This is a genomic window from Marinobacter sp. BSs20148, from assembly GCF_000283275.1.
GTDB lineage: Bacteria > Pseudomonadota > Gammaproteobacteria > Pseudomonadales > Oleiphilaceae > Marinobacter > Marinobacter psychrophilus.
Window position 1 is genome coordinate 3391366 of sequence record NC_018268.1, and the last position, 14787, is coordinate 3406152.

At 57.1% G+C, this 14787-nt stretch carries 10 protein-coding genes, 1 pseudogene and 2 riboswitches; of the genes and pseudogenes, 10 read left to right on the forward strand and 1 reads right to left on the reverse strand.

Annotation, left to right across the window (positions count from 1 at the left end; translation table 11 throughout):
- Positions 1-32: 32 nt before the first annotated feature.
- The 6 genes and pseudogenes from MRBBS_RS15520 (at position 33) to MRBBS_RS15545 (ending at position 7907) form a co-directional block, all read left to right on the forward strand.
- Positions 33-440, forward strand: coding sequence for a cupin domain-containing protein (locus tag MRBBS_RS15520; RefSeq protein ID WP_227497684.1), 408 nt, complete (start codon positions 33-35; stop codon positions 438-440).
- Between the two features lie 434 nt (positions 441-874).
- Positions 875-980: riboswitch (guanidine-I (ykkC/yxkD leader) on the forward strand.
- Positions 981-1037: 57 nt separating this feature from the next.
- Positions 1038-1766, forward strand: coding sequence for an urea amidolyase associated protein UAAP1 (locus tag MRBBS_RS15525; protein WP_041635332.1), 729 nt, complete (start codon positions 1038-1040; stop codon positions 1764-1766).
- A 17-nt stretch (positions 1767-1783) separates the two neighbouring features.
- Positions 1784-2422 carry an urea amidolyase associated protein UAAP2 gene (locus MRBBS_RS15530; protein WP_014872520.1) on the forward strand — a complete coding sequence of 213 codons (639 nt, stop codon included), beginning with the start codon at positions 1784-1786 and terminating at the stop codon, positions 2420-2422.
- A complete protein-coding gene (gene uca / locus MRBBS_RS15535) occupies positions 2413-6039 on the forward strand; it encodes an urea carboxylase (protein ID WP_014872521.1) in 3627 nt (1208 codons plus the stop codon). The genes MRBBS_RS15530 and uca overlap by 10 nt, the downstream gene beginning before the upstream one ends.
- Positions 6040-6120: 81 nt before the next feature.
- A pseudogene (locus MRBBS_RS15540) lies at positions 6121-7187 on the forward strand (putative urea ABC transporter substrate-binding protein).
- 108 nt (positions 7188-7295) lie between these two features.
- Positions 7296-7907, forward strand: coding sequence for a TetR family transcriptional regulator (locus tag MRBBS_RS15545; RefSeq protein ID WP_014872524.1), 612 nt, complete (start codon positions 7296-7298; stop codon positions 7905-7907).
- Between the two features lie 3 nt (positions 7908-7910).
- Here the strand turns inward: MRBBS_RS15545 and glnT are convergent, their stop codons facing one another.
- Entirely contained in the window at positions 7911-9269 is a 1359-nt protein-coding gene (glnT, locus tag MRBBS_RS15550) for a type III glutamate--ammonia ligase (protein WP_014872525.1), read from the reverse strand.
- A 158-nt stretch (positions 9270-9427) separates the two neighbouring features.
- Between glnT and MRBBS_RS15555 the strand changes: the two genes are divergently transcribed.
- The 4 genes from MRBBS_RS15555 (at position 9428) to atzF (ending at position 14246) form a co-directional block, all read left to right on the forward strand.
- The gene (locus tag MRBBS_RS15555; RefSeq protein WP_014872526.1) at positions 9428-10459 is read left to right on the forward strand and encodes an alpha/beta fold hydrolase; all 1032 of its coding nucleotides are present in this window, start codon (positions 9428-9430) and stop codon (positions 10457-10459) included.
- A 206-nt stretch (positions 10460-10665) separates the two neighbouring features.
- Positions 10666-10779: riboswitch (guanidine-I (ykkC/yxkD leader) on the forward strand.
- 65 nt (positions 10780-10844) lie between these two features.
- Positions 10845-11660: an ABC transporter permease gene (locus MRBBS_RS15560; RefSeq protein ID WP_014872528.1), complete on the forward strand. Its 816-nt coding sequence runs from the start codon at positions 10845-10847 to the stop codon at positions 11658-11660.
- Positions 11660-12445, forward strand: a complete 786-nt coding sequence (locus MRBBS_RS15565) for an ABC transporter ATP-binding protein (protein WP_014872529.1) — start codon at positions 11660-11662, stop codon at positions 12443-12445. The genes MRBBS_RS15560 and MRBBS_RS15565 overlap by 1 nt, the downstream gene beginning before the upstream one ends.
- Positions 12446-12452: 7 nt before the next feature.
- Complete coding sequence (gene atzF / locus MRBBS_RS15570; protein WP_014872530.1) at positions 12453-14246, forward strand: allophanate hydrolase; 1794 nt, start codon at positions 12453-12455, stop codon at positions 14244-14246.
- Positions 14247-14787: the final 541 nt, after the last annotated feature.

Genomic DNA, 14787 nt, shown 5'->3' on the forward strand with positions numbered 1-14787 from the left:
GCGCACCTGGCATGGAGACCGTGGTCCTCGAAATGACATTGCCGGTCGGCTCATCCCCGCCGTTGCACGTGCATGCCGACCTCGACGACAGTTGGTACATACTCGAAGGAGAGATGGTATTGCGCTGCGGAGTCGACGAACGAATCGTCGGCGCAGGACAGTGGGTATCAATGCCACGCGGTGTACCGCACACTTTTCGGGTTATCGGAGATCACGAAGCACGAATTCTGATGGTGCACGACAATGCTAGTTTCCGGGACCTCATCCGCGACTTAGGAACACCGGCTATAACGCCAACTCTACCCGAAGAGCCGGTCTTCCCACCGAAGCCCGAACTCGCCCGTATTGCAGGAGCCCACGATCTTACTCCGACCGGACCGCCGATGAGCCAGGAAGACGCTGACTCGATTGTAGTATCGGTATATAAATCGACCCGGTAAACGCTGTTGGCTGAAGTTCGGTACCGGGAAAAAAGGGGACGCATTTATTGAATTGGCACCGGGTTCTGCTTGTGGCCGAAGATTGCCTTAACCCCTGGCGTTGAGAGTGATTGCTTTTGAATACTTGCCACATAACGCCCAGCTTAATTGGGTTGTTGCAAAGTGCTTGACCACTCCACTTTTAATTTCCTGTGCCCGATATCGGTGAAGTGTCGATCAGAAGCGTTATTTCTGAGACATTTTTGCACCAGCTTCAGCCAAGCGCACCACATTGGCGCATAATAGCCGCATGCCTTCACCCTTCTTTTTACCGAACTCGGATAAATTTCATTTATTTCAGTACTATAGAATCATCGGCATGGAGATTGCTGTAGTTTAAGCATGCTGCGAGAAGCGGGTTACAAACACCAATTATCAATGCGAAAAAATCTGACAAAGAGGTCAACTAGGGTTCCGATCTGTTGTTAACAGCACAGGTGACTGGTCCGAGAGTTGACGGCCTTTTCCAAGGCTACACGGCGGGACAAAAGCCCGGGAGAATCGTTCAGTGACTGACGCCTCTCGTTTTTTTTCCAACCAAGCTAAGAGAAAATGGCCATGCTCGAAACAGCAACCCCTCTCTACGACGATCTAATTCCCGGCGGATCCCACTGGTCCTTCATTGTGCGCCGCGGCCATGTACTGCGCCTGATTGACGAAACCGGCGGTGCCAGCGTTGGCATGTTGATGTACAACCCCGAGAACCCTCTCGAACGGTACAACATGCCGGACACCCTGAAGAACCAGCACACCTTCCTGCTTACCCAGGGCCATGTCCTGTTCTCTGATATGGGCCGCGTCTTTGCTTCCATTATCCGCGACGATCTGGGCTGGCACGATACGGTCAGCGGCACCTGCAATGCCGATATGGTTGAGCAGCGCTGGGGCAAAAAGACCTATCAGGAAGCCCATAACCATTATCATCGCAACGGTTTTAGCAGCTTTCTGAACGAACTGGCCAAGTACGGTCTCGGCAAAAAAGACCTGACCGCCAATCTGAACTGGTTCAGTAAAGTGAAGACCGATGATGACGGCAATATGGCCTATGTCAGCGATCACTCCTACGCTGGCGCCACCGTGGACCTGAGGTTTGAGATGGACACCATCGTGGTATTGCACACCTGCCCGCATCCGCTCGATACCGCCGTCGACTACCCGAGCCATCCCCTGCGCTATCAGCTTTTCAAGGCGGCACCCGTCACCGATGCCGATCCTTGCAAGATCTCGTCGCCGGAGGCCACCCGCGCCTTCGCCAATACCGCGCTGTATCACATGATGCAGTCCTGATCGCGAGGAGGCCTACCATGATTAAAGAGAGCGCACTGAACCCAGAGAACGCCATTTTTCGCGAGACAGTACCCGCGGGCGAGTATTTCCTGAAAGTTGTGAAGGCAGGTGAAACCGTTCGCATTCTGGACCTAGAAGGCAACCAGGCTGCAGATACACTGTTCTACAACGCCCTCAACCCGACCGAGCGCTACAGCGCGGTGGACACCATTCGCGATCAGGGCAATGTGTATCTGACCGCCGGTTCCAAATTGATGTCCTCCGAAAACAACGTGATGCTGGAAATTACCGCTGATACCTGTGGACGCCACGACACCCTAGGCGGTGCCTGCGCAGCGGAAAGCAACACCACCCGCTACGCCCTGGAAAAGAAATGTATGCACGCCTGCCGCGACAGTTGGCTGGTGGCGGTCACCGAGCACGAAGAGCTGGGCATGACCAAGCGGGATATTACCCACAACATCAACTTTTTTATGAACGTGCCGGTCACCGCTGAAGGCGGCCTCACGTTTGAAGACGGCATTTCTGACGCCGGCAAGTACGTTGAATTAAAGGCCGAGATGGATGTGCTGGTGATGATTTCCAACTGCCCTCAGCTGAACAATCCCTGTAACGCCTACAACCCGACACCCATTGAGGTGCTGGTATGGGGCTGAACGGGGCATTAGACAAGGTTCTGATCGCTAACCGGGGCGCCATTGCCTGCCGAATCATCCGCACCCTGCGGGCCATGGGTATCACCTCGGTGGCGGTGTATGCCGAGGCTGACGCTGACTCGCTGCACGTACGCCAAGCGGACGAGGCGTATTCGTTGGGTGAAGGCTCGGCTGCGGCCACCTATCTGGATCAGAACAAACTGTTCGAGGTGATTGGCAAGAGTGGCGCCGGGGCCATCCATCCGGGCTACGGCTTTCTCAGTGAGAACGCCGACTTTGCCCGCCGCTGCGAAGCGGAAGGCGTGGTGTTCCTCGGGCCTACGCCGGGGCAGATGGAGGAATTCGGCCTCAAGCACACCGCTCGCGCCCTGGCCGAGGCCGCCGGCGTGCCGCTGTTACCCGGCACAGGGCTGCTCGCCAGCCTGGACGCTGCCTTAGCGGCAGCCGACACCATCGGTTACCCGGTGATGCTCAAAAGCACGGCCGGCGGCGGCGGCATCGGTATGTCACGCTGCTACAGCGCGGAAGACCTGAGCAAAAGCTTCGAGTCGGTTCAGCGTCTAAGCCAGAACAACTTCAGTAACAGCAGCGTGTTTCTGGAAAAATTCGTAGAATACGCCCGCCACATTGAGGTGCAGTTGTTCGGTGACGGACGAGGGAAGGTAATCGCTCTTGGCGAACGGGACTGCTCGGCCCAGCGCCGTAACCAGAAAGTAATTGAAGAGGCGCCAGCACCGGGCCTGACCGAAGACGTGCGTACCCGCATGCACGCCACTGCCCGCCAGCTTGGCGAAAGCATCGGCTATCGAAGCGCCGGCACGGTGGAGTTTATCTACGACCCGGACACCACCGAGTTCTACTTTCTGGAGGTGAATACCCGCTTACAGGTAGAACACGGCGTCACCGAGCAGGTTTACGGCGTGGACCTGGTGCGCTGGATGGTGGAACTGGGCGCTGGTTCCCTGCCGGATCTTGCAGAACTGGGCGCTAATCTCCAGGCTTCCGGCCATGCCATTCAGGCCCGGATCTATGCGGAGGATCCCAACAAGGACTTTCAGCCCGGTGCCGGCCTGCTGACCAACGTGGCCTGGCCCGAAGAGGATGGCCTGCGAATCGACACCTGGATCCAGCCGGGCACCGAGGTGTCTCCGCTGTTCGACCCCATGCTGGCCAAGGTCATCGTGCACGAAAGGGATCGTGAATCGGCCCGCAAACGGCTGATACAGGCTCTTGATCAGAGTCAGTTGTATGGCATTGAAACCAACCTGAAGTATGTTGGACAGGTGCTGGACGACCCGCGATTTGTGGAGGGCCGTCTGTTTACCCGCACCCTGAGCGAATTCGATTACCGGCCATCCACTGTGGATGTTCTCAGCGGCGGCACCATGACCACAATTCAGGATTACCCGGGCCGTATCGGCTACTGGGAAATCGGCGTTCCACCGTCCGGTCCGTTCGACAGCTATTCCTTCCGTCTGGGGAATCGACTGCTGGGCAACCCGGAGGGAGCACCGGGACTGGAAGTCACCCTCAAGGGGCCTGTACTCACCTTCAACCGCGCCACCCAGATTGCCCTGACCGGTGCAGCGCTCGAGGCCAGGCTCAATGACGAGCCGGTCAATTTCTGGCAAATCATTGATGTACCCGCCGGCGCCACCCTGAAACTCGGCGCCACCACCGCCGATGGCGCCCGGGCCTACGTGCTGTTCCGGGGAGGCCTGGACTGCCCCGAATACCTCACTTCCTGCAGCACCTTTACTCTGGGACAATTTGGAGGCCACTGCGGCCGCGCCCTTCGAGCCGGCGACGTACTTGCCTTAGGCGAAGCGGAGCCTTTAGGTCCCGCTAGCCTGCCAACGGACCTGAAACCGTCTATTGGCAAGACCTGGAAACTCCACGTCACCTATGGCCCCCACGGCGCACCGGACTACTTCACTGACCAGGACATCGACACGTTCTTTGCCAGCGAATGGGAGATTCACTACAACTCCAGCCGCACAGGCGTGAGGCTGATCGGCCCGAAACCGGAGTGGGCACGCAGCGATGGCGGCGAGGCCGGCATGCACCCCTCCAACATCCACGATAACGCCTATGCGGTGGGTACCGTGGACTTCACCGGTGACATGCCGGTTATTCTAGGCCCTGACGGCCCCAGCCTGGGTGGCTTCGTGTGCCCGGCAACCGTGATCAGCGCCGATCTCTGGAAACTGGGGCAACTCAAGGCGGGTGACAAGGTGCAGTTTGTACCCGTCAGCCAGGATCAGGCGGTGGCCCTGCGTGAAGCGCTGGACGAGTCCGTGGCCACACTGACGGCGGTAACCACCCATATCACGCCCATCAAGCCAGACACTCCGATCCTCGATTCACTGAGCACCAGCGACCATGAAGCCGGTGTGGTTTACCGGGCCGCCGGCGACAACTATGTGCTGGTGGAATACGGGCCCATGGAGCTGGATATCCGGCTACGGTTCCGGGCCCACGCGCTTATGCTCTGGCTGCGGGAGCAGAATCACCCGGCCATTCTGGAGTTGACCCCCGGCATCCGCTCCCTGCAGGTGCACTACGACAGCCAGAAACTGAACCAGCGAACGCTGTTGGACCTGCTGATCAGTGCGGAGCAGGAACTGGAAAAACAACCGGAATGGGATGTGCCCGCCCGCATCGTTCACCTGCCCCTGTCCTGGGATGACAAGGCCTGCCAAACCGCCATCGCAAAATACATGCAGTCGGTACGCAAGGACGCACCCTGGTGCCCGAGCAACCTGGAATTCATTCGCCGCATCAACGGGCTGGAGAGCATCGACGAGGTTAAAAAGACCCTCTTTGAGGCCACTTACCTGGTGATGGGACTGGGAGATGTCTACCTGGGCGCCCCGGTAGCCACACCGCTGGACCCGCGCCATAGGCTGGTGACGACCAAATACAATCCGGCCCGCACCTGGACGGCAGAAAACTCCGTGGGCATCGGCGGTGCCTACCTATGCATTTACGGCATGGAAGGCCCGGGCGGCTACCAGTTTGTGGGTCGCACCCTACAGATGTGGAACCGCTATCGCACCACCGAGTTCTTCGAGGAGGGTAAGCCCTGGTTGCTGCGGTTCTTCGACCAGGTGCGTTTCTACGAGGTCAGTGCGGAAGAGTTGCAACAGATCCGGAGGGACTTCCCAAATGGTGACTACCCGATCCGGGTCGAGGAAACCCGCTTCAATCTGGGGGATTACGAGAGCTTCCTGGCGGATAACGACGACGAAATCCGTGAGTTCACTGGCAAGCGTCAGCAAGCCTTTGATGAGGAGCTACAACGCTGGATCGAATCTGGCCAGATTAACTTCAGCTCCGAGGCACCGATAGAAGACACCGGCGAAGACAACATCGCAAACCTGCCCCACGGCCAGCACGCCGTGGAAAGCCACATAGCAGGCAACCTCTGGGAGTGCCTGGTTAAGCCCGGCGACATCATCGAGGCACAACGCCCGGTGGCGATTATCGAATCCATGAAAATGGAAATCGAATTGCTAAGCCCGGTCAGCGGTCGCGTGGTCGATGTGCGCCGGGAAGCGGGTCAGGCGGTTTCACCGGGCACACCGGTGGTGATCGTGGAAGAAACAACTGAGTGATGCCAACAACTCAAGCACTGCGTGACAACAGACTTAGAACACAAACCCTGAAAACACGGGCAAGGCCCGAGGAGATACACCATGAAAAAACGTAATTTTAGCAAGCGTGTTGCGGCCGGTCTGTTAACAGCCGGTCTGTCTATGGGCGCCCTCGCCCAAGAGAAAGACTCCTTCAGTATCGCCTGGACCATTTACGCCGGCTGGTGCCTTGGCAGTATGCCGAAGACAGCGGCATCATGAAAAAGTGGGCAGACAAGTACAACATCGACGTCGATATCGTACAGATCAACGACTACATCGAATCCCTCAACCAGTTCACCGCCGGGCAGTTTGACGGCGTGGTCGCCACCAGTATGGACGGCCTGTCCATTCCGGCCGCCTCCGGTGTCGATACCACCGCACTGATTGTGGGTGACTACTCCAATGGCAACGACGGCCTGGTGTCCAAGGACGCCAAGACCATCGCCGAGCTGGAAGGCGAAACCGTGCACCTGGTGGAACTGTCTGTATCCCATTACCTGCTGGCTCGCGCCCTGAACACTGTCGGGCTGGAAGAGCGTGACATCAGCGTAGTCAACATTTCCGACGCGGACCTGCTCTCTGCGTTCCAGACCGACGACGTTCGCCACGTGGCGACCTGGAACCCGCTTTTGGCGGAAGTGGAAGCCTTTCCGGGGACCACCAAACTGTTCGACTCCAGTGCGATTCCGGGCCATATCAAGGACCTGACTCTGGTGAACACCGAGACTTTGGCCGACAATCCGAAGCTGGGCAAGGCACTGGTTGGCGCCTGGTATGAAACCATGAGCATTCTGGCGTCCGACAGCGAGGAAGGTCAGGAAGCCCGCGCGATGTTGGGCGAGCTGTCCGGTACCGATCAGGTAGGCTATGAAGCCCAGCTGGCCGGTATGAAGATGTTCTGGGTGCCGCAGATGTCGGTGGACTTCATTAACAGCAAGGAAGCCCACGAGGCGATGGACAGTGTTCGTCAGTTCTCTTTTGATAAGGGGCTGCTGGGCCAGGGTGCCATGAGCCCGGACTTTGTGGGTATCGAGTTCCCGGACGGTTCGGTGATGGGCGATGAAGGCAATGTGAAGCTACGCTTTGACGATAGCTACATGCAGATGGCGGCAGACGGCGAGCTTTAAGCGAGTCGGGGCTTGCCTGATTGAAAACCGAAGGGCACGATGTTCGTGCCCTTTTTTGTTGGCTTGGAAGTAAGTTTGTGTACAGTTAACCGGAGAGAATTAATACCCATGCGCCGTACCAAGGAAGATGCCGAAAAAACCCGCCAGACGGTTCTAGAAGCCGCGTTAACGCTCTTTAGCCGTGATGGTTACTCGCTTACTACGCTCAGCCGTATCGCCAAAGAAGCCGGCTGCAGTCGCGGGCCGATTTACTGGCATTTTCAAACCAAAGATGACCTATACGAGGCGGTGCTGACTTATTCCCAAGAGCCGCTTGAGGGACTGGTTGCTGAGTGCTCTGGCATGCGGGAAACACCGGTAGAGGCCATGGATCATTTTGTTGAGCGGTGGCTAGGATTGCTGGCAAATAACAGGAAATACCGCCAGTCGTTCGAGATTCTGTTAAACAAAACGGAGCTGACGGATGCGATGAGTCGCACACTGAAGCGGGAGCGAGCGCTGACGGACTCTATTATTTCACTGTTTCAGGATCTCGTTGCGCAAGCTGTGGAACACGGTTCAATTGCAGCAGACGAAGACCCGAAAGGCCTCGGACTGCTGAGTTATACCTACCTGATGGGCATTACCCAGACCTGGCTGTTTTCACCGAAGCTGTTTTCTTTAAAGGAAGAAACGCCGTTTTTTCAACGGCGATTCTGGGCATTGCTGGGCAGGAAATAACGATCAGAACATCTTCAGGTAGCGGTCTACTTCCCAGGACGACACATGGTTCTGGTAACTCTCCCACTCCCCTTTCTTGTACTCGATAAAGCTGTTGAACATGGCTTCGCCGAAGACTTCTTTCGCCAGCGGATCTGCTGCGAATGCCTCCACGGCCTCTCCCAGATTCCTTGGCAGATACTCGATGCCCTGCGCTGCAATTTCTGCGTCGCTGTAGTTGTACATGTTCTCGTGGTGAGGATCGCCGGCATCGAGGCCCTCGCGGATACCTTCCAGGCCCGCCGCCAGGATGAGGGCACTGCCGAGGTAGGGGTTGCAGGCGATATCCGCTGCACGGCACTCAATGCGGCCACCCATGCTGGGAATACGGATCATGTTGGTACGGTTGTTGGAGCCGTAGCACATGAACACCGGTGCCCAGGTCGAGCCCGACATGCTTCCCTGGCGCACCAGGCGCTTGTAGCTGTTAACCGTGGGGGCGATGACGGCGGTGATAGCGGCGCCGTGCTTCAGCACGCCGGCGATAAAGTGGTAGGCGATTTTGCTGATACCACAGTTATGCAGGTCGTCATTCTTGGGTTCGAACAGGTTCTCGCCGGTTTTGATGTCGGCCAGCGACATATTGTAGTGAGCACCACTGCCAGTCCGGTCGGCGAAGGGTTTGGGCATGAAGCTCGCGAAGGCGCCGTGTTTGCGGGCGATTTCGTTGGCCATCATGCGGAAGAACACCAGGCGATCGGCCATGGTCAGGCCATCAGCGTACTTGAAGTCGGTTTCGAACTGGCCGTTGGCGTCTTCATGGTCGAACGAATACACATCCCAACCCAACTCGTTCATGGCGTCCACCAGCTCGTCCAGAATGGGCAGGTTATCCATCAGAGTGCGTGGGTCGTAGCAGGGCTTGTCAAGGTTGTCGCGATCACTCAGCGGAGCAAAGCCGCCGCCCTCGGTGTCCCGGAACAGGAAAAACTCGGTTTCGATACCCAGATTGAAGCGGTAGCCCATATCTTCGGCGACACTTAACTGGCGCCGGAAAATATTGCGCGAGCAGGCTTCAAACGGCGCACCATTGAGGTAAAGGTCTCCGGGAAACCAGGCCAGCTTACGGTTCCAGGGGCAAATGGCGAGGCCCTCTGCATCCGGCATGGCGGCCACTTCGTCGTCAGAGATGTCCTGGGGAACGCCATCCAGAGCGGCACCGGTATAAAGCTCGGAGCCTTGCATCATTTGGCCAAGATGGGCCACGGGCACAAACTTGCCCTTGGTAACGCCGTGGATATCCACGTAACTGGCAATGGCGTATTTGACGCCCGCATCCGCCAGCTTCTTCTTAAGGGCCTGGGTATTGATCAGGTCATTCATGGTATTTCCTCTCTTCAGCCCGACAAGGCGAGCCGTCGGTTTATGTTCTGGCATGTTTCTTTCTTGTATTTAGCCATTCAATATACATGCCATAGTGTATGTAAAAAATAAAATCCAGGCTGAACATGCCGCAAAACGCCCCGAGAGAGAGAACTAAAATGAGGGTAAAGCAATGGCTTACAAAGGATTTTGAGGCGGGCGACTTACCCCTTTACTGTGGTGAAACGCTGCGTTCGGCACGCCTCCACTATCACCAGATTGGGGAGCTGAATGCACCAAAAGACAACATGATACTGCTGCCCACGTACTACGGTGGTGCAGCCGCCGGCAACCATCCCTGGGTTGGCCGCAACAGCCCCCTTGATCCGGATGAATACTGCATAGTGATTCCTTCACTGCTTGGCGCCGGTGAGTCTTCGTCTCCGTCAAACACACCCGGAGAACAGGCAGGCCCGGGCTTTCCGACAGTCAGCCTCTACGACAATGTGATGTTGCAGAAACGGCTGGTGGACGAGGTATTTGGCGGCGCCAGTATTGCCTTGGTGATGGGCTGGTCTATGGGCGGAATGCAGGCGCTTCAGTGGGGTTGCCTGTTTCCGCAGCAGGTACGCTCCGTGCTCGCCACCTGTTGTACCGCACGCTGTTACCCCCACAATCGGGTCTTTCTGGAGGGCGTCAAAGCCGCCCTGACCTGTGACCAAAACTTTCAGGGTGGCCACTACCAGAATCCGCCTGAGCACGGGCTCAGGGCCTTTGGCCGAGTGTACGCTGGCTGGGCCTATTCCCAGGCCTTCTTCCGCCATGAACTCTGGCGAAGCCTCGGGTTCAATTCCATTGAAGCTCTGCTGCAATTCTGGGAACAGGACCACCTGACTCAGGACGCCAACAATCTGCTGACTGTTCTGGACACCTGGCAACGGGGCGATATCAGTGACAATCCGGTGTTTAAGGGCAATTACAACTCAGCCCTTAACGCGATCACCATGCCCACGCGGGTGATGCCGAGTGCCACAGATCTCTATTTCACGGCCGAGGATGCCAGGCAGGATGCCCGTCAAATGCCGGGAGCCGCGTTTGACGCACTAACTTCTGACTGGGGACATATTGCCGGTGGTGCCAGGCGAGAACCACAGAGCCACCAGAAAATTCTGGCGGCGGCCCAATCTCTGCTGCCGGAAATAGAGCCATGACAGTGCAGCTGAACGCACAATGCACAAAAATAGAGCAAACCTCTATCCATCATTTGCACCAAGCCGCGCCGAATATACCGTTTTCACGAAGCTGGCACGCCATCTGCAAAGATCCGGGTAGATGGTTTTGATAAACCTGATCCGTTGACAGCATCGTTCACAGCGCCCTTCACAAAAGGGCAAACCACGCGGCGAAACAGACGGATACAATGGGTGACTAGGGTTCCGGTCCGGGCGAATCTGCAACAGCAGCCCGGATGGCTGGTCCGAGAGTTACCGACCTCTGGGAGGTTACACGGCGGGACAAAAGCCCGGGAGACTGAATCGCAAGTGATGTGTTACCCGCGATGATTGTGCCGTGTTGTTTAACCAGAGGAGAAAACGTATGCGACTGATCAACCGCCACCCAGGGCGGGTTTCGGCCACCCTGTTAGGCCTGCTGCCCTTCCTGTTGATCATGCTGATCTACAGCCTGGCCTCCCAGGAGCGCCTGGCGGACAACCCCAACGACAAACTGCTGCCCGGCTCTGAACAAATGATGGCCGCGGTTGATCGCATGGCGTTTCAGGAAGACCGTCGCAGCGGTGATTACCTGATGTGGCAAGACACCGCTGCAAGCCTCCAGCGTTTGGGCTTAGGTGTCGGTATTGCCGCGTCGCTGGCGCTAGTGGTGGGATTGCTCAACGGGGTTCTGCCCCTGATAAGAGCCAGCCTTGCGCCTCTGGTGTCAACACTCTCGATGGTGCCACCGCTCGCGATATTGCCCATTCTGTTTATCGTATTTGGTCTTGGCGAACTCTCCAAAGTCATGCTTATCGTCATTGGCACCGCGCCCATCATGATGCGGGATGTGGCTCAGCGAGTCCGGGAACTCCCCGGTGAGCAACTGATCAAAATTCAGACCCTGGGCGCCAACTCTTGGCAAGTCATTACCCGCATGGTGTTGCCTCAGGTTCTGCCTCGCCTGATCGATGCGATTCGACTCAGCTTGGGCCCTGCCTGGCTGTTTCTGATTGCGGCGGAAGCCATAGCGTCCACCGAAGGACTGGGCTACCGCATCTTCCTGGTACGACGCTACCTGGCGATGGACGTTATACTGCCCTACGTCATCTGGATCACCATCCTCGCCATCGTTATCGACCAGTGTCTGCGCTTAGCCAACCGCAAACTGTTCCCTTGGTACAATGCGGGAGGCCACTGATGAGTTTCATTACCGTCAAAAATCTTTGGAAACAGTACGGCGATCAAATCGTGCTGGAAAACCTCAACTTGAGTGTAAGTCAGGGCGAGTTCTGCACTTTGGTAGGTGCATCCGGCTGCGGCAAGTCCACCTTCTTGAAAATGCTTCTGGGCCAGGAAACATCAAGCCAGGGCAAGCTGTTGCTTGAGGGCAACACCTTTCCCAGAGAACCGGACCGTAACCGCGGCGTCGTGTTTCAACGCTATTCGGTGTTTCCGCACCTGACTGTGCGCCAGAACGTGCTGTTGGGGCTGGAGCTGGAGCAGCGACCCTTCCTGGGCAAACTGTTCGGGTCAGCACGCCGGGAAGCACTGAAGGAAGTCGACGCCATGCTGGAGTCTGTGGGGCTGGCCCATGCCGCCAACAAATGGCCCCACGAACTATCCGGTGGCATGCAGCAACGCCTGGCTATTGCCCAATCCTTTGTCATGAAACCCCGGATTCTGCTGCTGGATGAGCCCTTCGGTGCGCTGGATCCAGGCATCCGTGGCGACATGCATGAACTGATCCTCAAACTCTGGCGCGATACCGGCACCACCATCTTCATGGTAACCCACGACCTTTACGAAGGTTTTCATCTGGGCACTCGCCTGCTGGTGTTCGATAAGGTCCGTAACGATCCGCAACAACCGGAAGCCTTCGGCGCAACCATCACTTACGACCTGCCGATCGATCAGAACGACCGGAAGATCTATAAATCCATTGAAACCTCCGTGTCGAAAACGGCCCGGAGCCTGTCAGCATGAGAACCCCATGAAGACCACAATCAATCTCGACATTCCGTCATTGTTACAGGCCTACCGCAGCGGCGATCTCACACCCGCCACGGTGGTGTCCCACTTGCTGCAACGGGCAGCGGAGTTCAGCGACCATAACGCCTGGATATTCCTCGCCAGCGAAGAGGACTTGATCCCCTACCTGGAACGCCTGCAGCAGACCAGTCCGGATGAGCTGCCTCTGTATGGCATACCGTTTGCCGTGAAAGACAACATTGACGTGGCTGGCATGCCCACCACCGCAGCCTGTGAGGCCTATCGCTATCGGCCGGAACGGCACGCTGCCGTAGTCGAGGCCCTGGTTAGCGCCGGTGCTATTCCATTAGGCAAGACCAACCTCGACCAGTTCGCCACCGGATTGGTGGGCACCCGTTCACCGGAACCTTGGGGCGCTTGTCTCAACAGCTTTAATACCGACTACATTTCCGGCGGATCGTCCTCTGGATCAGCCGTTGCAACAGCCCTCGGATTGGTCAGCTTTGCATTAGGCACAGATACCGCCGGTTCCGGTCGGGTGCCCGCAGCATTCAACAATCTGATCGGGCTAAAACCCACACTGGGACGACTAAGCGTGCGCGGCGTGGTGCCCGCCTGCCAAAGCTTGGATTGCATCGCCATTTTCGCCCGCGCCGCTGACCAGGCCCAAAGCGTGCTGACAGTGGCATCCAAAACCGACCCTGACGACCCTTGGCAGCGCAAACCCCCCATCGGCAACCGCCCACTGCCAGAACAGTTTCGCTTTGGCATACCCGCAGATGATCATCTGGACTTTGACGACAATGAGGGCGCCCGGGCACTGTTTGCCGAGTCCATTCGCCAACTGGAATCCCTAGGTGGCGAAAGGGTCACGGTGGATTTCCAACCCTTCCTGGATGCCGCCAGACTGCTGTACGAAGGCCCTTGGGTGGCGGAACGCTACCTCGCCACCAGCCCGCTGATCCAAGAACAACCAAACGCTCTGCTTGCGGTAACCCGTGGCGTTATCAGTCAAGGCGCCAATGGCTCCGCTACCGATGCATTTCAAGCTCAGTACCGACTGAAGGCATTGAAACATAAGGCGGACAGGGTATGGGAGCAGGTCGACGTTATGCTAACCCCGACTACCCCAACCATCTACACCATCGATCAGTTGAAACAAGAGCCGGTGGCCCACAACAGTCGCTTGGGCACTTACACCAACTTCATGAACCTGCTGGACTACAGTGCCATCTCGGTGCCGTCCGGGTTCCTCGATACCGGGCTGCCGCTGGGCTGCACATTGTTCATGCCAGCTTTCCAGGACGAGGCCCTGTTGGCTCTGGCCAGCCGCCTACACCCCCTGGCAAGCAACACCGTTGGCGCGCTCGAAGATACCCTGGACAGTCCGGCACTGACGGCCACAGCCGGCACAATAGAAGTACTGGTATGCGGCGCCCACCTCACCGGGCTGCCCCTGAACCATCAGCTCACCAGCCGCAACGCGGTGTTGTCGGAAACCACCAAAACAGCCAGTTGCTACCGCATGTACCTGCTGGCAGGGGCGCCGCCATTGCGCCCTGGCATGTTCCGTGATGAAGCTAGCGGCATCAGTCTGCCAGTAGAAATCTGGAGGGTACCGGAGGACCAGTTCGGCAGTTTTGTGGCGGGCATTCCGGCGCCCCTTGGTATCGGCAAAGTAGAACTGGCGAATGGTCGATGGGTGTCAGGCTTTATCTGCGAACCCATAGGGCTGGAAGGCGCCAACGAAATCACACACTTGGGTGGTTGGCGAGGTTTTCTTGAATCCTGCTAGTCAATGGCATCGCCGAAAAATGACGTGCCAATAGACTTTTTCCAAAGGCCGATGCCAGCAGGAGAGTGCCCCGGAAGGTGAAGCACCTCAAACGCTGAGTTGCCGAGCAAGTTTGGTCATCACGCCTGTCAGGCTGGCTGCGGCAAGCGGAGGTCGATGGTGAAGTTCCGGCTCTGGAACCAGTAAACAATGGTCTGGTTGTCCGACTCGCCGTTAGCGAAACTGAGAAACATTAACGACAGGTAGTGACTGTAACGCACTGTGCCCAGTAGATGCCGGAGTTGTTGCTGGCATTTCGACAACCTCACATTGCCAAAAGGTCATCTGGTCGTCCAAACAGAAAGACAGCTGAAAAGCCGTCCGGGTCGTCCCGGAAGTACAAGTAAGAGTGTAAGCCCAACAGTTGGAGCTCCACTGATTTCTCAAGTTAGGGTGAAATCTGTGCCAAAACTCAGATTAATTTGAATAACAGTTTTATACACAACTAGTTGCGAAGTTAAGCTTGGCTGTTGCCCGGCGAAAATCAACCGGATTCATGAGT